The sequence below is a fragment of the Niabella agricola genome (assembly GCF_021538615.1).
GTDB lineage: Bacteria > Bacteroidota > Bacteroidia > Chitinophagales > Chitinophagaceae > Niabella > Niabella agricola.
Genome location: NZ_JAJHIZ010000002.1, coordinates 535,347 through 555,149, shown reverse-complemented (window position 1 = coordinate 555,149; position 19,803 = coordinate 535,347). Strand labels below are relative to the sequence as shown.

Annotated in this window: 15 protein-coding genes; 8 read left to right on the top strand and 7 right to left on the bottom strand. The window is 45.3% G+C overall.

Annotated elements, in window-relative coordinates; translation table 11 throughout:
- Positions 1-3: 3 nt before the first annotated feature.
- From LL912_RS02760 to LL912_RS02750, 3 genes are all read right to left on the bottom strand, one after another.
- Positions 4-789, bottom strand: coding sequence for an SGNH/GDSL hydrolase family protein (locus LL912_RS02760; RefSeq protein ID WP_235552031.1), 786 nt, complete (start codon positions 787-789; stop codon positions 4-6).
- Positions 790-792: 3 nt separating this feature from the next.
- On the bottom strand, positions 793-1,962 hold the full coding sequence (locus tag LL912_RS02755; RefSeq protein ID WP_235552030.1) for a sialidase family protein: 1,170 nt from the start codon (positions 1,960-1,962) through the stop codon (positions 793-795).
- Between the two features lie 65 nt (positions 1,963-2,027).
- Positions 2,028-2,939: a dihydrodipicolinate synthase family protein gene (locus LL912_RS02750; RefSeq protein ID WP_235552029.1), complete on the bottom strand. Its 912-nt coding sequence runs from the start codon at positions 2,937-2,939 to the stop codon at positions 2,028-2,030.
- 520 nt (positions 2,940-3,459) lie between these two features.
- Between LL912_RS02750 and LL912_RS02745 the strand changes: the two genes are divergently transcribed.
- The 5 genes from LL912_RS02745 (at position 3,460) to LL912_RS02725 (ending at position 11,029) form a co-directional block, all read left to right on the top strand.
- On the top strand, positions 3,460-6,756 hold the full coding sequence (locus tag LL912_RS02745; protein WP_235552028.1) for a SusC/RagA family TonB-linked outer membrane protein: 3,297 nt from the start codon (positions 3,460-3,462) through the stop codon (positions 6,754-6,756).
- A 27-nt stretch (positions 6,757-6,783) separates the two neighbouring features.
- Entirely contained in the window at positions 6,784-8,316 is a 1,533-nt protein-coding gene (gene nanU / locus LL912_RS02740; protein ID WP_235552027.1) for a SusD family outer membrane lipoprotein NanU, read from the top strand.
- Between the two features lie 352 nt (positions 8,317-8,668).
- Complete coding sequence (locus LL912_RS02735) at positions 8,669-9,382, top strand: FadR/GntR family transcriptional regulator (RefSeq protein WP_235552026.1); 714 nt, start codon at positions 8,669-8,671, stop codon at positions 9,380-9,382.
- 346 nt (positions 9,383-9,728) lie between these two features.
- The gene (locus LL912_RS02730; RefSeq protein ID WP_235552025.1) at positions 9,729-10,067 is read left to right on the top strand and encodes a DUF6799 domain-containing protein; all 339 of its coding nucleotides are present in this window, start codon (positions 9,729-9,731) and stop codon (positions 10,065-10,067) included.
- A gap of 206 nt (positions 10,068-10,273) precedes the next feature.
- A complete protein-coding gene (locus tag LL912_RS02725) occupies positions 10,274-11,029 on the top strand; it encodes a porin family protein (protein WP_235552024.1) in 756 nt (251 codons plus the stop codon).
- A 756-nt stretch (positions 11,030-11,785) separates the two neighbouring features.
- On the opposite strand, the gene LL912_RS02720 is transcribed toward LL912_RS02725, so the two are convergent.
- On the bottom strand, positions 11,786-12,427 hold the full coding sequence (locus LL912_RS02720) for a hypothetical protein (protein WP_235552023.1): 642 nt from the start codon (positions 12,425-12,427) through the stop codon (positions 11,786-11,788).
- Positions 12,428-12,586: 159 nt separating this feature from the next.
- Positions 12,587-13,435, bottom strand: coding sequence for a universal stress protein (locus tag LL912_RS02715; protein WP_235552022.1), 849 nt, complete (start codon positions 13,433-13,435; stop codon positions 12,587-12,589).
- Positions 13,436-13,756: 321 nt separating this feature from the next.
- On the opposite strand from LL912_RS02715, the gene LL912_RS02710 reads away from it, so the two are divergent.
- Both LL912_RS02710 and LL912_RS02705 read left to right on the top strand, forming a co-directional pair.
- Positions 13,757-14,461 carry an MFS transporter gene (locus tag LL912_RS02710; RefSeq protein WP_235552021.1) on the top strand — a complete coding sequence of 235 codons (705 nt, stop codon included), beginning with the start codon at positions 13,757-13,759 and terminating at the stop codon, positions 14,459-14,461.
- Entirely contained in the window at positions 14,362-14,952 is a 591-nt protein-coding gene (locus tag LL912_RS02705; RefSeq protein ID WP_319941308.1) for an MFS transporter, read from the top strand. Before LL912_RS02710 ends, LL912_RS02705 begins: the two co-directional genes overlap by 100 nt.
- Positions 14,953-15,209: 257 nt before the next feature.
- On the opposite strand, the gene mgtA is transcribed toward LL912_RS02705, so the two are convergent.
- Together mgtA and LL912_RS02695 are read right to left on the bottom strand one after the other, a co-directional pair.
- A complete protein-coding gene (gene mgtA / locus LL912_RS02700; RefSeq protein WP_235552019.1) occupies positions 15,210-17,534 on the bottom strand; it encodes a magnesium-translocating P-type ATPase in 2,325 nt (774 codons plus the stop codon).
- Positions 17,535-17,576: 42 nt separating this feature from the next.
- Positions 17,577-18,440 carry a universal stress protein gene (locus LL912_RS02695; RefSeq protein WP_235552018.1) on the bottom strand — a complete coding sequence of 288 codons (864 nt, stop codon included), beginning with the start codon at positions 18,438-18,440 and terminating at the stop codon, positions 17,577-17,579.
- 180 nt (positions 18,441-18,620) lie between these two features.
- On the opposite strand from LL912_RS02695, the gene LL912_RS02690 reads away from it, so the two are divergent.
- Positions 18,621-19,796 carry an acetate/propionate family kinase gene (locus LL912_RS02690; RefSeq protein WP_235552017.1) on the top strand — a complete coding sequence of 392 codons (1,176 nt, stop codon included), beginning with the start codon at positions 18,621-18,623 and terminating at the stop codon, positions 19,794-19,796.
- Positions 19,797-19,803: the final 7 nt, after the last annotated feature.

Genomic DNA, 19,803 nt, shown 5'->3' with positions numbered 1-19,803 from the left:
CGCTTACCAGCATTTATTTTCATAATAAGGTCCTCCACAGCTTGGCATATCCGGGTTGTATACGGAAAGCGTACGGAACAGCAGCCCTGCTATCTCCTGATGGCCATAACCATTGGGATGCAGCGGATCGTTGAGCAGGCGGTCATTTTGCCGGCCCTTGTATTTGCGCTGCAATTCCGTGTCCCATGCCGTCCACACATCTGCATAAACAAGCGATTGCGAAGCCGCCAGTTCGCCCAGCACGGCAACATAGTCGCCCAGCGCCGCACGCTCCTGTGCCATTGATACCACAATCCGGTTCGGACTCAGGAGCACCGGAATGGCATGTAATTTCCGTACCCGTTCTATAAGATCCGTCATATTTGCCTTAAAAGTATCTGGCGCAATTCCCTTTTGTATGGCGGCATCATTTGTTCCCAGCATGAAGAAGACCACCTGGGGATGATACTGCCCTACCCGCCATTCAAAATCGCTTTTAACATCAGCAGTCGTATTCCCGCTAACGGCAGTGTTGATCATCATGTCTCGCGGGCGGCCCATTTCCCATCGTACCCGTTCGGCAAAAATCTCCGGATAAGCACGCATGCCATGCGTGTGTTTGGCTCCCTGTGTAATGCTATCCCCCGTAAACAGCCATTTTACGGGATCCCGTTGCTTGAACATGGCTGCAATAAGCGCCGCATCACTTAAAGAAGTTCTTTCCGTTCCGGCAAAAAGATACCCGGTGGTGCTCAGGGCAGCCATACCTGTCCAACCAATTGTTCCCAGAAATTGCCTCCGGTTCTGCATGATCTATCTTTTATAGAGATCGCTCAAATTAAAACGGGAAATATCCGTGACAGACAAATGGGTATGTGCCTTCTGACTGCCGGCACAATAGGATAACAGCACGGACTTTTTGTAAAAATGGATCGCGATATAACAATACCATCCGTCCGTATCTGTTTCAATATTGGTGATCTTCTGCCACGACTTTCCCTCGTCTTTTGAAACAGCCACTGTTAAGGGAGTGCGTTTGCCTTTGGTCACCGGATCCGTACCATCATTATTATTCCATACGGCCAGCAGATCGCCGGTGGCAGGGATCCGTTCAATGGTGGCGGGTGAAAGGGGCGATTTTAAAAGATACGGTACCGCCTCGCTCCAGGTAACGCCCCGGTCACGGGAATAGGAAACATACTGGGTGCCGCCGCTGGCGCGGATATACATCATAACCTGTCCGTTTTTTAACGCAACCAGGCCAGGTTCCTGTGTAATGATTCCTTTAGGAGTATTTACCTGTTTTCCCGACACCCAGGTTTTCCCGTTATCATCGGAGTAATAGGCAAATAATGCCCCGGATTCCTGCCACTTTGCATCCGCAGGATGGGAATGCCGGGCTACGGCCATCATCAGCCGGCCATCCTTCAGCTGGATCACCCGGTCGTTATTCAGCACGAAGTAGCCTTTCTGATCCGTAATACAATCAATGGGTTCCGTCCAGGACCTTGCTTCATCCGTGGAAAAGCGCACCACGGGAATACAGTCTACCGTCGAATTCTTCCTGAGATAAAACAGGGCAATGGTTCCGTTTTGCAACCGTAGTAAAGAAACCGACATCACATTCATATTGCCCTCCTGTGTTACGATCACTTCATCCTTGTCTGACCAGGTTTTGCCACCGTCAGACGAATACCGGCCCGCCAGGTAAGCAGGCGCATGATCACCGGAATTATCACCGGTATACCGGGAATAGACAAACAGGATACGGCCATCTTTCAACGTTACGAATGAGCCCTCGCTGTTACGGGGGTTATCCGGTCCGGGCGCCAGTTTCAGCACCACTTGGCGCAACGGAGAAACATGGGAGCTATTCCGGTTTACGGAGCAGGAGGCACTCCACAGCGCGCATATCAACAGTACACCGGTTACCGGTTGGATAAACAACCGGCTTTTAAATGAATTGAATAGAAGGTACAACATAAGGCAAGTTTGATAGAAGTTAATATAATAAAAATTACGGTATACGAGGAGCCTGTACAATACGGCTATTGGCTGCCCGTATTCGTTATACCGGCGGCTGCCTCAATTTTGTCTGATAAAGCAAGCACTTCCGCATCCGACCATTCTTCCTGGTTTAGACCCAGCGGAGCCTTGGTGGGGCCGATATCAATCCCGTATTTCAATTGCATTGCTTTTCTGAAAAAAGTCCAGATATTGGGCAATACATACAGGATCGTCTTCTGAAATTCAAGCATGAAATTTTTAGCCCGTCCAAAATCGCCTTCTTTAAATGCTTCCAATACTCTCTTGCAAGCTACACCCCATAAATTATAAAAAGATCCGATTGCTCCGTTTGCACCACAAAGGCTGGCATGACACATCAGTTCATCGGCACCGCTAAACAGTTGTAACCGGTCGCCTGCCTGCAGGTGAATGGCGCTTATTTCCATAAGCTGTCCCGTGGTGAGCTTCATACCAGCTACATTAGGAATCTGCAGCAGTTGTTCAATAAAACTGGGTATATCCCCCATGGTATTGTTACCAAGCTGATAGGGAAAGAAAGGCAGATCTGTGGCTTCTGCAATCTTCCGGTAATGCTGCAAGGCATTCGCAACCGAACCGGAAAAATAAATAGGAGCAACCGATGATATAGCATCGGCTCCGCATTCCGCTGCATGTACGGCAAGTCTTATGGATTCCGCAGTAGTAAGTGCGCCCACCTGCACCATTACCGGCACACGCCCCCCTGCTGTTTTTATGACCATTTCCAATACCATTTTTCGTTGCGCCTCGGTGAACAAGACCCCCTGCCCGGTGGAACCCAACACATACAAGCCATCCTGGCCCTGAGCAATTAATAAATGAACCAGCTTCTCCAATTGTTCCATTTGCGGCAAACCTGCTTCATCAGTCGGTGTAAACATGGCCGACCATAAACCTTTAAATATTTCTTTCATCGTTATATAAGAACTGTTTGTTTTTATTTTCCAAATCGAACAACCTGGTTGCCCGGTGAAGGCCATGTGCCGGTACCACCTGGCAAGGCATCGCTAAACCACTTTTATGTATTACATATTTAAACAAATATAAACAACCCCGTTTTTCCATCCAAATAAATTTTCAGCCTTAAAAACACTTTATAAAACACGCAATACCCGGCACCCCGACCACACCTCCAGGAAACGAACACCTCCTTACTTTTTTGAAAACAGGCCTTTCCCAACCCTTTCCACAACAAGATAAACAGGTCAAAACATAGACCCTTACTGCATTACAGCAAAAACCAGCAACAATCGCCATCTTCCCCTGCCAAAAGCATACAACCGCCTAAAAACCCAACAGCTTTTTAGAAAGAGCATCAGCAACCGGCAATATCCGCTCCGGCCAAAAAAAATCGGACTAAAATATAACGGTATTTAAAAAATATTTACATTTACTATGTCATACATATTAATACCAAAGAGAAAATGAACGATTATGCTAAAAGCTTACTTAAAAACGGGATTTTTGTTTTTGCTGGCTATTGCCACTTCCGGGGTAATGGCACAAAACGCCCCTATTAAAGGAACGGTTCTGGATCAAGCTACTTCCAGTCCGTTGCAAGGTGCCACCATTCATCTAAAAGGCAGCACGACAACAGCCGTTAGTGATGAAAACGGGAAATTTCAGATTCATGCCATAGCTGACCAGGTCCTGGAGGTCTCTTATACCGGTTACGACACCGAGGAGTGGAAGGTGCTCCGTGAAACCATGCCAACCATTTACCTGAAGGCTAGCAGTTCAAAACTGGAAGAAGTAGTGGTGGTGGGTTACGGCACACAAAACAGGCGCAATGTAACAAGCGCCATATCCAAGCTGGATAACAAAGTGTTGCAAAACGCCCCCCGCTCAAATGTTGCCAATGCGCTCCAGGGAACCATTCCCGGTGTACAGGTGGTCAACTCAACCGGGCAACCGGGCGCCACTCCTATGATCATGCTGAGAGGAGGTGCATCCATTAACAGCCCCGGAAGTCCGCTCGTTGTTGTGGACGGCGTAATCAGGGACTACAACGATATTCCGGCTCAGAATATCGAATCGATCGAACTTTTAAAAGATGCTGCAGCAACGGCCATTTATGGTGCCAGAGCGAATAATGGCGTTGTCCTTATTACTACCAAACAGGGAAAGAACGGCAAAGCCGAAATCACCTATAAATACACAGCGGGCTACAATAAAAGAAGGGACCTGTATCATTACATGAATGCCAAAGATTATATCTACTACAACCGGACGGGCAATCTAAATTCCGGCAGAAAACTTACAGAAGTTAACCAGGGCCGGGGCTACGGCCTCTTTACCGACAGCGCCAACTTATCATCTTTTGATATCCGGCCCTATAATTCAGCCACGGCTTATTTACTGAATATGGGATGGGACACCGTAGGGGATCCATATGGTGGCACCATAATTTTTAAAGACCATTCCGGTGAAATTGAAGACATCGTATTCCGGAATACACAAACCCACGACCATTATATTAATGTAGTTGGCGGTAATGACCGGGGCAAATATTTTGCAAGCTTTGATTATTATAAGGAAAAAGGCATCATTATAGGATCGGACTATAAGCGCTATGCACTGGATCTGAATGGCTCTTATAAAATAAAGCCCAACCTGGAGATAACTACCGGAACCACCATTTCCACTTCCTCCCAATATGGCACCATCGGAGGAGATGTGAATACACTATACCGGAGCATGGCCATCTGGCCCACATTCAACCCCTGGATAGACAGCGCCAAAACAATGCCCAATCCTGGCAACTCCATTTCAGACGGCAACCCTCTTTACTGGCTGGACAAAAATATCAGGAACAATGAGGTTACAAGGGTTACCGCCAATGCGGCCGTAAAATGGGACATTACCCGGGGCTTATATCTCCAGGCTACGGGAGCCGGATACCTCTATCAATCCTTATCGGAAGGATTCACAAAAGCCACCCAGCTATACACCAATATCTTCCAGCCCGTACCTACTTACAGTAGTACCACCCGGCCATCCTACGCCGCTTACTCCAGGTTCTTCCAGCAGCAATACAATGCCATTTTAAATTATACCAAACAGATTGGCAACCACTCAATTAACCCCATGCTGGGTGTGGAATACTATGGTATCCGGAACTTCGATATGCAGGTTTCGGGGACCAAGTCGCCTACCGACGATATTTATACGGTTAATGCAGCTACGGCTTTTGCTGCGGGTGCTAATTACTCCACAAGATCGGAATACCGTATTCTTTCCGCTTTTGGCCGGCTCAACTATGATTTCAATAACCGGTATTTATTGCAATTGGTATTCCGTCAGGATGGCGTTTCCAGTTTAGCAGAAGGCCATCAGTTTGGCTTTTTTCCAGGTATGTCTGCCGGCTGGAATCTGCATCATGAACCCTTCTTCAAAAACAGCGGCCTGTCAGACATCGTTTCAATCATTAAACCCCGCTTTAGCTATGGCGTAAACGGGAACGTGGCAGGTTTAGGCCGGTATGAGGTGCAGGGCAGCTATAGTTCGCAAGGTCTTTATAACGGTGCTTCCGGATTCTCTTATACCGGCCTGGTCAACAGCAACCTGCGGTGGGAAAAAAGTACAACGGCTGACGCAGGACTGGATCTGGGCTTATTCCGGAACAAGATCAACATCTTATTCGATTATTATATACGCAACACCAGCGATCTGCTCACCCAGTTACAACTTCCCACCTATACCGGTTTCAGTAGCTTCAGAACCAATCTCGGTGTGTTTCAAAATAAAGGATACGAGCTCTCCGTTACCGCCAACCTGGTTAACAAAGACAATAGCTTGAAAATAGATGTGGGCAGCAATGCCTCCTATGTACAGAACAAGATCAAAAAATTACCGTATAACGGAAATCAAAACAACCGGCAGGGCGGGTTACAGGTATACGACCCCAATACGCAACGGGTGATCTGGGTTGGCGGCCTTCAGGAAGGAGGTACCCTGGGAGATATTTATGCGTATAAACAGGTATCGATCTTTAAAAACGATGAGGAGATCCGGCAGATTGCCAATAACCGGATCGATATTATTGCCAACATCAGCGGGCCCGGATCCACCTATGGAAGTGGAAAGATTACTCCGGGTGATGTCAACTGGCTGGATGTCGACCGGAATGATACAATTGACTCCAGAGACCAGGTACGCGTGGGCAATATCTATCCAAAATGGACGGGCGGCTTCTGGGCTTCTGCCGGCTATAAAGGCATCTCCTTATACGGTCGCTTTGAATATGCACTCGGCCATACCATTTATAACGATCTTGTTGCAAGAACACTGGGCAACTACCAGGGCACCTTCAATTATTTTGACCTCCAAAAACAGGCATGGTCGCCAACAAACACCGATACCGATATTCCCAAAGTATATTATGCCGACCAGGTGGCTGCCCCGCTGGGCAAAAAAAACTACACCCGGAGCAATAATGCCGCTGTTGCCCTGAATAGCAACAATTCCCGGTTTTATGAAAGCGGCGACTACCTGGCCTTACGTGAAGTGACCCTTGCCTACAACCTAGGCCAATCCATTGTTTCCAGGACAAAATTTTTTACAGCAGCAAGGATATACGTAACAGGAAGCAATCTTGCCTATTTTACCAAGTTCAGCGGTCCCACACCCGAGCCCCCCGTAACACCAGGCACCAATACCATCACAGGGATTTATACGGGTACCTACCCTACTCCCAAATCATACGTCCTGGGCATTCAATTAACGCTTTAAACTCAGCAATAGCTAAAATCATCTATTATGAAAAAATATTTTATTGGCATCACATGTTATTGCATGTTTTTGTTGTTCTTCACAGCTTGTAATAAAAAATTAGATCTCACCCCGGTTAGTACTTACAGCGATGCCAGTTTCTGGAAATCCCCGGATCAGGTCGATGTATTTGTTACCGGAATGCATATTGCACTCAGGAGCAGCAATTACCAGCTTATCTTACTGGGAGAAATGAGAGCCGATATTTTTGGAACAGACCCCGGATCCAGCTCTGCTTTTACCGGGGAGTCTACCGCCGGCCTGGAACGTATGTGGACCAACAACCTCAACCAGGACAACGCCGGCGTGGCCAACTACGCCAACTTTTATTTCAATATCAATCAAATCAATCTGCTGATCAATAAGATCAACACGGTACCGTTAATGGATGCCGGCACCAAAAACTATTACCTGGGCATCGCCTATGGCATGAGGGCCTACTACTACTTCCATCTATTACGTAGCTGGGGGAAGACCGTTTTGCAAACAACCCCAACGCTGAATATCGACATTTCTGAATTAGCAAAAGCTGCTGCACCAGAGGACTCGGTAATGACGCAGATTAAATCGGATATTGAAAGTTCCGTTGCAAGTTTTGGTAATGATTACACGTTTAAAAGCCAAAAGGGATTCTGGTCAAAGACCGCCACCTTAATGCTTAAATCCGAAGTTTATCTCTGGACCAGTTATCGCGGTGGCGGCGCAGCCGATGCTACTATTGCAAAAACAGCCCTTACCGACATCCAGACACATGCTCCGCAATTAGCATTACAGCCCAACTATGCCAGTGTATTTTCACCGGCTAACAAGGGCAATAATGAAATACTATTTGCGCTGAAATACAAGCTGGACGAAGCGCAGCTGCCCTTTGCAAACCCGTTTTTTCCCCAGTCCGGGCTGATTGCCAATTTTTACGACTCCGTTGGGAACCGGAAATTTAACGTAACAACCGATAACTGGGGCGGCCTGTTAAGCGCTCCTGTAAAAATTGCAGCGTACCGGAAATTCAGCGACCTTGATTCCCGGAAATGGGTTAGCATACAGGGTGCCTATAACCTTGTAAACGGCGTTTACCGGATTGCCGGTGCCTTTGTCAATAAATACCAGGGGGAACAAAACGCCGGCGTACGTCAGTTCACAAACGACTTTCCGGTTTACAGGTATGCGGACCTCCTGCTGCTGCTTGCCGAAGCCAAGATTGCGTTAGGTGAAAATCCTGCCGCCGAAATCAACGCAGTACGGTCCCGGGCATATGGAAGCAATTATAACGCAGCAACACTGGGTTTTCCCAACCAACCAATTGACGCCAATCCGAAGGAGGCCCTGTTAAACGAACGCTACCTCGAGTTCATTTTCGAGGGAAAGCGCTGGTATGACCTGAGACGAATGGGAGATCCGTATGTTTTTGCCAATACCAATATCCCATCGGACCAGGCTTACAAACTGTTATGGCCGGTAGACCGGAATACCTTAACCAACAACCGGCTCCTGGTACAAACGCCCGGATACGAAAGTTTTTAATCCCTCAACATGGACCATAATTTTTGATCATCCGATATCCCGCAGCCAGATTCGCTCTGCTTTAAAAGGAGCAATGAGCGCTGGTGGCTTAAAAACAGGCGGTATTCGAAAGGTATTGCAGTTGCACTTTCTTCGAATACCGCTTTATAAAAAAGCAATGCGCCCAGATACTATGCAGCGGTGCAGCAGCCGTTGCAGCTTTCAGGAGCTCATTCCAAAAACCCGTTATGAATCACGCAGCGCTTATGATTATTCCTTATAACCCTGTCGTTCCGGCTTTTCCGGTCTTATTCGTTCCCATTAAGTTTAAGTAATTTTTATAATTTCGCAATCAAAATCCTTAGAAAATAAGATGTCAATACAAAAACTACGACGCATAGAAAACCTAAGCCAGGTCGACAAGATCGAAATGAGTTTACAGGAATACCTGCGTACCGAAAATTTTCAACCTGGAGATCCATTACCTAAAGAAATGGAGCTGGCCAAGGCAATGGGTGTAAGTCGCACCGCAATACGGGAGGCGCTCTCCCGGTTCCGGACCCTGGGCATTATTGAATCACGCAAAAACCGGGGCATGCTGATTGCTCGTCCTGACGTTTTTAATATTGTAGGCCGCATACTCACTCCCCAACTGTTGGATGAAGACACGCTAAATGAAATTTTTGAAATGCGACTGGTCATTGAGGTCGGGCTTGGCGACCTGCTCTTCTTACGCAGGCATAATATTGATTTCAAAAAGCTAAATGATATCATTAAAAATGAACAGAAAGCCACTCATAAGCTCGAAATAGTAAAATATGATATCGAATTTCATTCAATGCTCTATAAATTTTCGGGCAATAAAACAATTATGCGCTTTCAAAAAATGCTGCTCCCGATCTTTGACCATGTATACGCCAAACTTAGTGAATCCTCGGATGCCTATTCAAAGAACAAAATTGAAGAAAAAGAGCCCGTAACCCACCAGGACCTGGTAAATACCCTTAAAGACGGAACACTGGAAACATTCAGAACCCAAATGCGAAAACACCTGATGGTCTATTTCAGAAAATTAAACGCGGACTAGGTACGTTACCTGCAAGGCTCGTATCCCTTTCAAAATCAACCCGATCTTAGCCAGGTTTTATGCGCCCGCACTTTTTGCCGGCTATACACAAAAATACACCGGCGCTTTCATGGTTGGCAGCTTAAATGCCTGCACAGCCATGTTTCGATAACTGCTGCAAAAGTGGCCAGCAAGATCCCAAACCAAGCTGGCTACAATACCCGTAATAGCCCGACAGGCCGGGTCGGGTCGAACAGCTATTTTTAACCCATGTCATAGTTGAGCGTGATTAACATCATTGATTTCGCCGGATCAGCATCGATAATTTTACCGGTGATCCATTGTTTATAACAAAAACAACAAAGAAATGAAAAAAGTAACATTGGCAATGATGGCGTTGTTCTTCATTACTTCGGCTGCAACAGCGCAGGAATCAAAAAAGAAGCCGGAAGCTGTTCAAAAAACAACACAACAAAAACAAACCCTGGCTGAGTGCTGTATCATGAAGGGCAAAAAAATGTTTCACTACAAAGATGGTAAAGAAACGCCCATAACTAAAGAAGAGGAGATCAATCATATGAACGTTTCACCCGATGGAACCTGCAAAATGAAAGACGGGAAAACCATAAAGCTAAAAAGCGGCGAATGTTGCGATGCAAAAGGGGCCGTCCACAAGAACTGCCAGACATTACTAAAAAAGGGTTAGAGAGATCAGGGGATCCGATCAGATGCCCGTTCATATTAACTAGTGGTTCCACATCCAGCCATTCGGTTTGAAGCAGTTGCTGTCGAAATCATTTGCTGATTCGGCGGCACACATATATGGCATGATGACGCATTTTAGTTGTCCGCCCCGAATCGCCCCGATGGTTTCCTGTTGCCTCTTGAAGCACACAGTATAAAAAAATTAGAATGAAAAAATTTATTCTTGCACTGGCAATTACCGCTGTTACCAGCCTCACCTTTGCACAAATAAAAATGAAAATCGGCGTCAAAGCGGGTCTTACAATACCCAATCTAACCTCCGGAAATTCGGATAATCCCTTAAGTTTCGGGTACCGTTCGCTATTGGCCGGAAGTGCCGCAATCCATGCTGAATTCTATACAAGCCGCTATTTTTCTATTCAGCCACAATTGGAATATTCTCCTCAGGGGGGCAAAAAAAGTGGGATACAGGCTTTTACAACGCCCACGGAAATATCCCAGCAATTCCCGGCCGGCATGGCCCCTGCTTTTCTCTACGCCGATTACAAAAGCCGGGCAGAAATGCATTACATTATGTTACCCATACTCGCCAAATACCACCTAAACCTCAAAAAGAAATGGAGCACATATATTGCTGCAGGACCTTTTGCCAGCTATCTCCTAAGCGCTAAAAACATTACAAAGGGCACCAGCATCATTTATCTCGATAAATACAAAGCGGAGCCCCTGAATCCAGTAGCACAGTCATTTGACAGCAAGAATAATATTACCAGCGATTTACACCGCTTTAATACCGGCATAAGCGGCCATTTGGGTGTCGATTATAAAATTGCGGGTGGCTGTAGTGCTTTCATAGAGGCCGGTGGAAATTATGGCTTAGTTGATATTCAGAAGAACAGCAGCAATGGGAAGAATAAAACGGGCGCTGCTGTTATATATATTGGGTATCAATGCAAATTATAAACAGGATGGTGCAAGGGTTAAATTGCCGGCGTTCTATGCAAACTATCGGGGCATCTTTCTTCATTTTCCTGAATCACCTTTTCACAATCGCCGACAAACTTACTTAACTTAATCCCTCACGGCAATTGCGGAGATTACTCCCTTTAATAATAATGCCATAGCCTCAATAAATGATCCAGCCTTCCCTTTTTGGAACAATGTTTTGAGAACGTAACGCCTCTTTTTAATAGTGCGCAATATTTCAAGGTTTCCAGTCGCCATTTAATAATAGCAATTCATATGCAGATTGCACCAGCCTGTAAAGGTCTGCTCAATGAACGGCAGGTCCGTTCGGAGATTCAGCATTCATTAGCTCAGTAGTTTGGGTGTTTACATCCAATTTTGGCGAGTTGAGCAAAGAATAAAATATACTACTGTTTACAGCGCATATAACAGTGCTTTACCAGGTTTTGCTAAAATTCCGAAGTATTTCTAAGATCAACGGATCCCGTTAATCATCAGTATCAAAACAGTGCTGGAAAGGTGGCAGGGCCAGGACACCTGTAAATATTCTTTATAATAAAAAGTTTTGTACATCCAAGAATCACAATTCCGGCGGATCTGCCCCAACAAACCGGCGATACCGGTTCGTTGTTATATACGGTAGTTTGAACTGGCTTTCGGCAGCATGAATGAAAAATTGACAACTCGCCTAAAGCTTTACTGAACGATCGCGGCACTGTAAAGCAACCGATCGCTATTTATCCAGGGGTATTACTACCTGGAAATCGCTCCTTTCTGAAGCATATCCTCGACAATATTTTTCGCATAACGGGCAGCCATGGCTGGAGTTGGGTTCCTGCTGAACGCCTTTGATTGCCCCGACCACAAAAGCACGCCTGTTGACACGCGATAAAGATTACTTTCCAGCAGAACCTCTACATCCGTAACAAAGTAGCCCGGGTTTATATAATGCTTCCAGACCTTGTAGTAATAGCTATAGAACCGATGGTAAAAACTGATGGGACCATAATAATCATCACCCGGTACCCACCGGTCATGCTCATGAATGTCCAGCACTCTTATCGTCAATATACCGTCAAATTGTTTGCTCAACAGCGCCTGCCGTATCTTTATTGAATCCTGTTGTCGTGCAAAATCAGGACCAAATTCTTCAATACTCGTTAATCCGGCAATGCCGTTTCGCTGCAACTCCTTTTTTACGGACGTCTCTCCCAGCGTTCTTTTCTCCAGATCTTTCCCAATAGCCATCACTAATATTTTAGACAATCGCGCCTCCTTACTGCCACTGCTCCAGGAAGCTGTTAACCGAACAGAAGTTCCGCAACCAATAAACAGGAACAAACACGATAACAGGAACGGGAAAAGAAGTGATGCACCCTTAAAATCCTTTTTCATAAAATGCAGTATTTACAATTATCCAACAAAAACAGGTACGTATTTAAGCGCTTTCTCACGCGCTGATGTCATTATCCACCCTACTTTTACGTTGCTATTTTTCATAGGAACGCTGATTACATGGCACTTCCGGCTTCCGTGGCATGGAAATGCAACCAATCATTCAGCGGCTTCCTCTTCCGGGAACTCTTGTTCATATGTTACCTTAGAGGAAATCAGCATTATCGGAACCGGGGGTAACAGAATAAATGGCCTTGTTATACTTTTATGAAAGATTCCGTGCCTTTTCACAAACATGATTAGCAGATCCGGGGCATTTGCTGCGATATGTGCTTTAATCCCCTCTTCAACATCATCATTGGTCACAAAATGGGTGCGAACCATAATCCCATTCAGTTGTTCCCTCGCATCAATTGCCTGGAGTTCTTCGGCTGCAGACAACGCAGCATGAGGCAATACCACGACGATATCCGCCTCCGCATTGAAGAGCTTTAGCCAATCTCTTAACAAGGACCACTGAATAGAATCATTACCATCTGGATCCAGTGCCACTCCCACCTTTTTAAAACCATTCATAGATGCATTTGCCGGGACAACCACAACGGGATAAGCACTGTGTTTTACAATAAAAACAGCATGCGTACCCCAAAGCGCCTGTTCAAAAGACGAAACAAACTGAGAAGCAATAAAAACGGCGAGTGGCGCTTCGTGACTGCACAAAATTCCCAACTGAGTGACAACGGTTCCAATTCTGTAATTTGTTTTTATTTCGATCACACCGTTCGTTCTTTTTTTCATTTCCAGCAACAACACCGCGAGCAACTCAGCAGCCTTTTTCCTTGCAACTTCAAAAAAGTCTTCAGGAAATAATACGTCCGTAGCCGGTTCAACATCGATCACATGAAAAATAATCAGGCGGGCCTTCAGTATACATGCTACATCTGCAGCAAAAGCAACAGCATGATTGGAGGCATCCGTAAAATTGGTAGCTGCGATAATTGTCTTCATTGCTAACTATTTAATACTACAGCATTCAAAAATTCATATTATAATACCGGGCTTGTTTTAGCATTTATCATTACGAGTTCAAATATATAGTTCCATATTCCACAAAAAAATGACAGCAATCACCCGTTTTGTTCACCGTCCTCATCCTAACCTGGCGCTGATGGGTTGTGCATCCCGTCAGCAGAAAAGTAGTACTCGAATGGTTTATATACCGCAGGTGCACAGTAAAATTAAAAAGCCCGGAACTTTAAAGACATATACAAAACACAGAAAAGCGTAACTTTAATAAAGAACCAGCAACAACTTACCGGCAACAGGCAAATGAAATATTTAACGCACACGATATGGATATTATCTTTTATCAGCCTGCTGACGGACGTAGCCAGTGAAATGCTTTACCCAATTATGCCCATCTATTTAAGAAGCATCGGCTTCTCAGTACTATTAATAGGCATTTTGGAAGGAGTGGCTGAGGCCACGGCCGGTTTAAGCAAAGGATATTTTGGAAAGCTATCGGATTATACCGGCAGGCGTACGCCATTTATCCGTCTGGGCTATACATTAAGTGCCATTTCAAAGCCAATGATGGCAATAATGACATATCCATTCTGGATATTCATAGCCCGTACGGTGGACCGGCTGGGAAAAGGCATCCGTACGGGAGCAAGAGATGCTTTGTTGTCTGACGAAGCCTTATCCGACAACAAGGGGCGTGTTTTTGGGTTTCACCGTTCAATGGATACACTGGGCGCCGTAGCCGGCCCACTATTGGCATTACTGTACCTGTATTTTTATCCCAACCATTACCAAACGTTATTCCTGATCGCTTTTCTCCCAGGTCTGCTTGCAATTAGTCTTTCTTTTTACCTAAAAGACAACGCCACATCATCCCGGATCAACAAAGCATCTCGGCCTTCTTTTCTTTTTTGCGTTACTGGAACAGCAGTCCGTCCAGCTACCGTAAATTACTGGCAGGATTATTGGTCTTTACTTTATGTAACAGTTCTGACCTATTCCTGCTTTTAAAAATCAAACAGGGCGGAACAAGTGATACTGAAACTATCGGAGTATATATTTTTTACAATCTTGTATACGCAGCCGCTGCCTTCCCATTTGGAATTTTGGCAGACCGCATAGGTTTAAAAAAAATATTTATTACCGGGTTACTGCTCTTTACAGTGGTATATGCAGGAATGTCGCGCCCGGGTAACTGGTATTGGTACGGTCTGCTGTTTTTTCTCTACGGTCTGTATGCAGCAGCAACCGAAGGCATTTCAAAAGCATGGATCAGCAATATTTCCAGCAAGGACGATACTGCAACGGCCATTGGAACCTATACAGGTTTGCAAAGCATTTGTACCTTATTAGCCAGTACGCTTAGCGGGTGGCTCTGGTTTCAATTTGGTGCGGCAACAGCATTTTGGACGTGCGCAATCATGAGTTTCTTAGTAGCCGTATACCTGTTCCTGATCGTTCCGGAGCCTCAAATTAAAAAATCCGGAGCGCAATCCCAGTAACAGTGCCTTTACCTTCCCCCAATTACAAAAATACCAATTGGCATCCTGGTTATTTCTGTATAATTCTACGATAGAATCTTCGTTTTACATATTCTGCAGTAATTGCATACCCTCCCACAATCAGCACCATCCAACTATAAAAGGAAAAAGGCAATGCTACAAAACCCAAAAAAAGCCGACAGGAGTAAGAGGCAATATCAGTGCACCCAGCATAACAGCAATAACGGCCCGCGCAAGTAATTTCCCGGGTTTGCTTTTTAAAAAGAACGTCGGGTACGCACTATGAGCAGCACCATCACCGCCGATACAACGGATTCGGTAAACCATCCCGACTGAAATTCCTTTTCGCTGGCATGCAGTAAGAATATAAGCACTGCAAAAGTAAGGTAGTCAAAAACAGAACTCAGCAACCCAAATACAATCATAAATCGGCGGATAAATGAGAGATTCCAGCGTTGGGGGTGTTTTATTGATTGCCGGTCAACATTATCGCGGGCAATTGCTGTTTCCGGAAAGTCAGTAAGAAGATTAGTAAGCAATATTTGTTTCGGCAGTAACGGCAAAAAGGGCAAAAACAATGAAGCGCCGGCCATGCTAAACATATTACCGAAATTGGCGCTTGTAGCAATAAATATGTACTTCATTGTATTTGCGAAGGTTTTCCGCCCTTCAATAATTCCATTTAATAAAACTCCCAAATCCCGCTCCATCAATACAATATCAGCGGCCTGCTTGGCTACATCAGCTGCGGAATCAACCGATATGCCCACATCTGCTGCATGTAATGCAGATGCATCATTAATACCGTCTCCCATATACCCCACAACGCATCCCGTTTTCTTGAGAGCCCGGATGACGCGCTCCTTTTGATTGGGTTCCATCTCAGCAAATACATCAACCCGGCGAACCCGGTGAAGCAACGCCGCATCGCTTATTTCGCGCAGCTCCATGCCGGTGAGTAGCGCCACAGATTTAAACCCGATATCCGCCGCAACCCGGGCACTTACGAAGGCATTATCACCTGTAATAATTTTCAGGGAAACGCCCGATGCATTCATTTTTTTCAAAACTTCAACGATATCACTTTTAAGCGGATCGAAAAAAGTAACAAACCCCAGGAACACCATTTCTATTTCATCCTCTTTCTTTGCTACAAATGAGGCCGAAAACCGCCGGTAAGCAATTCCCAGTATACGTACTCCTCCGGCACTGAGCATTTCGAAGCGTTGGCGTAATTCCGCTGCGAATTTATTAATGGACACAATTCCGTCGGCAGTTTCAACACTATTGCAACAGTCCAGTACATTTTTAAAAGCACCCTTGGTCACCATTAAGCTTCCCTCATCATCCAAAACCTGAACGGACAAACGCTTACGAATAAAATCATAGGGAACTTCTCCTATCAGTTTATACTGTTTGCCGTCCCCGGCTAAAGTCGTTGTTATCGCATCATCAATGACATTGTGAAATCCCTGTTGCAGTGCCGCATTGATCCAGGCGTATTGCGCTACCTTTTGACTACCATTCCCTTTGGCATCCAGGGTCTCTTTCAACACCACCCTTCCCTCTGTGAGTGTACCGGTCTTATCAGAACAAAGCACATTCATACTTCCAAGGTTCTCGATAGACGACAAGCGCTTTACAACTACTTTCTGAGCAGCCATTCTTGACGCCCCCGTAGAAAGATTGATACTAACAATGGCCGGAAGCAACTGAGGTGTTAGCCCCACCGCAAGCGCAAGTGAAAATAAAAAAGAATCCAGTGCCGGTTTATGAAGCAATACATTGATTGCAAAAATGGAAAGCACCAGCAGCAATGTAAGTTCCATGAGCAGATATCCAAACCGCCGGATACCTTTTTCAAAATCTGTTTCGGGAGAAGTTGTCTGGAGACTATTAGCAATTTTGCCAAACTCGGTATTTACCCCGGTATGTATGACCAGGGCCCTGGCTTTTCCGCTTACAACACTCGAACCCATAAAAAGTGTATTTACCCGGTTCATCAATGGAGCATCCAATGCAACGCTTCCCTTTCTTTTTCCAACAGGAAATGTTTCTCCCGTAAATGTAGCCTCATCAACAAACAACTCATTTGAGTCCAGTAATAGGCAATCAGCGGGGATAATATCGCCAGCCGAAAGAGCAACAATATCGCCAGGAACAGCCAGTTCAAACGGAACCTCCTGTTTACATCCGTCCCTGATAACAGAAAAACGCAATTGCACCAATCGGAGCAGTTCCCGCACCGCCTTGTCGGCTCCCTTTTCCTGCCAGAAGCTCAGATAACTGCTGGAAAGCACGATCACCAATATGATCATCATATCTGAAACGTCGCCTAAAAAAGCAGATAAAACTGCTGTTATGATGAGCATGATCGTTATCGGGCTCTTAAATTGCCTTAAAAACAGTAGTAAAACAGAAGACCGGTTACGTTCTTTTACTAAATTGAGACCATATTTTTTTAACCGGTCAGCCGCTTCCCCACTGCTTAAACCATCCTTTGTACAGGAAAGCTGCGTGAAAAGGTCTTCAGCAGTGCGACTCCAGAAATTTTCAGTATTTAACGGTGGCTGATCAGTCATAACAGAAATGCTCGTGTAAATGGATTCATCCCTTTTTTTACTCTAAGAAATACCTGTAGCCGATTCTTCCAAACCAGAAGACATCATATCTCCCCGGAATTTTGGAGATAAAAAAAGTACAGGAACCTTTGGCGTCTCAATAAAAGGCCGGGTTACACTTTTATGAAAAAGTCCATGCCTTTTAACGGACATGATTAATAGCTCCGGTTTGTTTTCCGCTACATATTCTTTAATACCATCGACAATCTTGTCATTTTTTAAAAAACAATAATGCAGATCAAAATTTCTTAATTGCACATCCACAATGCTTGTCATTATTGTTTCCTTCGCCGGATCAGCTACACCGGAACTTACATATACAATATCCACCTGTGAATGAAACAGTTCCAACCAGGTTCTTAGAAAAGGCCACTGCACAGCACTATTTTGAGCCAAATCGATGGCGATCGCCACTTTTTTAAATCCATTCATCGTGGCGGATGGCGGCACCACAACAACCGGAAAAGCACTGTACTTTGCTATGGAAACGGCATAAGTACCCAGTATAATCCGCTCAAATGCGGTAACAAACTGAGACGCAATAAAAACAGCAAACGGCTCCTCGCGCCGGCACAATGCATCCAACTCGCTAATCACTGAGCCCACTTTGTACAGCGTCTTCGCCTCTATTTCACTGTTGATTTTTGCTTTTATTTTTAACAACAATTGCTGCAGTAACTGTTCCGATTGTTCAATAGTGGCATCACAGGCTACCAGTGGTAACCGCGCGTCTGACATCGCAGGCAGGAGGCCGATTACATTAAAAATGACCAGGCGGGCCCTAATCATTCTGGCTACATCCGCCGCAAAAGCCACCGCATGGTTCGAAACTTCCGAAAAATTTGTTGCTGCAACAATGGTTTTCATTGTTAAATTGCATTTGATAACGCATACAAATTAGTAATTTTAAGGCCCGCTGATTAATGATTGAACACATCCCGTCCAATGATATAGATCATTTCGGGATAATAACTTTTTGATTCTCTTTGTTGGCGGAATTTCCAGCGCCCCGTCTCATAAATGGCTCATTAAAAACCGGAGCAAAACATGACATCCATCGAGAACTTATATTTTTTAACCGTAAATGCAGGTTCTTCCAGCCTGAAGATCAATATCTTTAAAATTGATTCGGGTTTAAGCCTGGTATTAAAGGGGAGTATACAGGACATCGGCAACGACGAAAGCCCATTTTTGGTAACCACAGAAAAGGAACGGGTTTTGAAAAACACAAAGGAGCGCTGTTCCAACCTTGCGGCAGCTGCCAAGTTGTTTGTTCAATGGCTATTGCTTGACGAAATCCCGGTAAATGCGATTGGCTACAGAATGGTGCAGGGCGGCCCGGCCCATCGCCGGCCGGAGCGTATCGACAATCATTTTCTAGAATATCTGATATCCATACGTTCGCTGGCGTCAACCCATATCCCGGATGAGATCGATGTCATCAGCATATTTATGGATGCATTTCCGGCGGTTAAACACATTGCTTGTTTTGATACCTTTTTTCACAATTCAATCCCTCCCCGTGCAAAATACTATCCGCTGCCAAGGTCATTATGGAAAGAAGGCATCCAAAAATATGGGTTTCATGGCCTTTCATTTGAATTCGTGATGCACCATCTTCAAAAAACGGTTGCCGGTGAGGCCAGCGGCAAAATAGTCATTGCACATCTGGGCAACGGCTCCAGCCTCGCCGCTGTTAAAGATGGTCAATGTGTGGATACTACGATGGGAATGACCCCAATCGGAGGACTAATGATGGGCACGAGATGCGGCGATATCGATCCGGGAGTACTGCTATACCTTTTAAGACAAAAGAAAATGACCGCATCCGACCTGGAGCAGGTCCTGAGCCATGAATCAGGACTAAAGGGTGTATCAGGAGTAAGTGCCAACCTGGAAATACTGCTGGGCCTGGAGTCGGAAAACAGCCAGGTGGCAGAAGCCCTTGATCTGTTCTGTTACAATATAAAAAAAATGATCGGGGCGATGGCAGCCGCTTTAAACGGCATTGACACCCTGATCTTCACCGGGGGCATCGGCGAGCACGCCGCCGTTATCAGAAACCGGGTTTGCGATGGTTTGGAATATCTGGGAATCAGGATCCATGCCGGCAATAACAATAGCGGTGAGCTCATCTCATCGGCCGGCTCTGCGGTAAAAGTACGGGTGGTAAAAACAGATGAAGCCTATATGATTGCAAAACATATGCTTTCTTTTTTTTAAAGCTATA

Coding starts and splice junctions, on each gene's coding strand:
- LL912_RS02735 (WP_235552026.1), top strand. CDS start 8,669: ATGTCAATACAAAAACTACGACGCATAGAAAACCTAAGCCAGGTCGAC.
- LL912_RS02690 (WP_235552017.1), top strand. CDS start 18,621: ATGACATCCATCGAGAACTTATATTTTTTAACCGTAAATGCAGGTTCT.
- LL912_RS02715 (WP_235552022.1), bottom strand. CDS start 13,435: ATGAAGACAATTATCGCAGCTACCAATTTTACGGATGCCTCCAATCAT.
- LL912_RS02750 (WP_235552029.1), bottom strand. CDS start 2,939: ATGAAAGAAATATTTAAAGGTTTATGGTCGGCCATGTTTACACCGACT.
- LL912_RS02720 (WP_235552023.1), bottom strand. CDS start 12,427: ATGAAAAAGGATTTTAAGGGTGCATCACTTCTTTTCCCGTTCCTGTTA.
- mgtA (WP_235552019.1), bottom strand. CDS start 17,534: ATGACTGATCAGCCACCGTTAAATACTGAAAATTTCTGGAGTCGCACT.
- nanU (WP_235552027.1), top strand. CDS start 6,784: ATGAAAAAATATTTTATTGGCATCACATGTTATTGCATGTTTTTGTTG.
- LL912_RS02730 (WP_235552025.1), top strand. CDS start 9,729: ATGAAAAAAGTAACATTGGCAATGATGGCGTTGTTCTTCATTACTTCG.
- LL912_RS02695 (WP_235552018.1), bottom strand. CDS start 18,440: ATGAAAACCATTGTTGCAGCAACAAATTTTTCGGAAGTTTCGAACCAT.
- LL912_RS02725 (WP_235552024.1), top strand. CDS start 10,274: ATGAAAAAATTTATTCTTGCACTGGCAATTACCGCTGTTACCAGCCTC.
- LL912_RS02745 (WP_235552028.1), top strand. CDS start 3,460: ATGCTAAAAGCTTACTTAAAAACGGGATTTTTGTTTTTGCTGGCTATT.
- LL912_RS02755 (WP_235552030.1), bottom strand. CDS start 1,962: ATGTTGTACCTTCTATTCAATTCATTTAAAAGCCGGTTGTTTATCCAA.
- LL912_RS02710 (WP_235552021.1), top strand. CDS start 13,757: ATGAAATATTTAACGCACACGATATGGATATTATCTTTTATCAGCCTG.
- LL912_RS02760 (WP_235552031.1), bottom strand. CDS start 789: ATGCAGAACCGGAGGCAATTTCTGGGAACAATTGGTTGGACAGGTATG.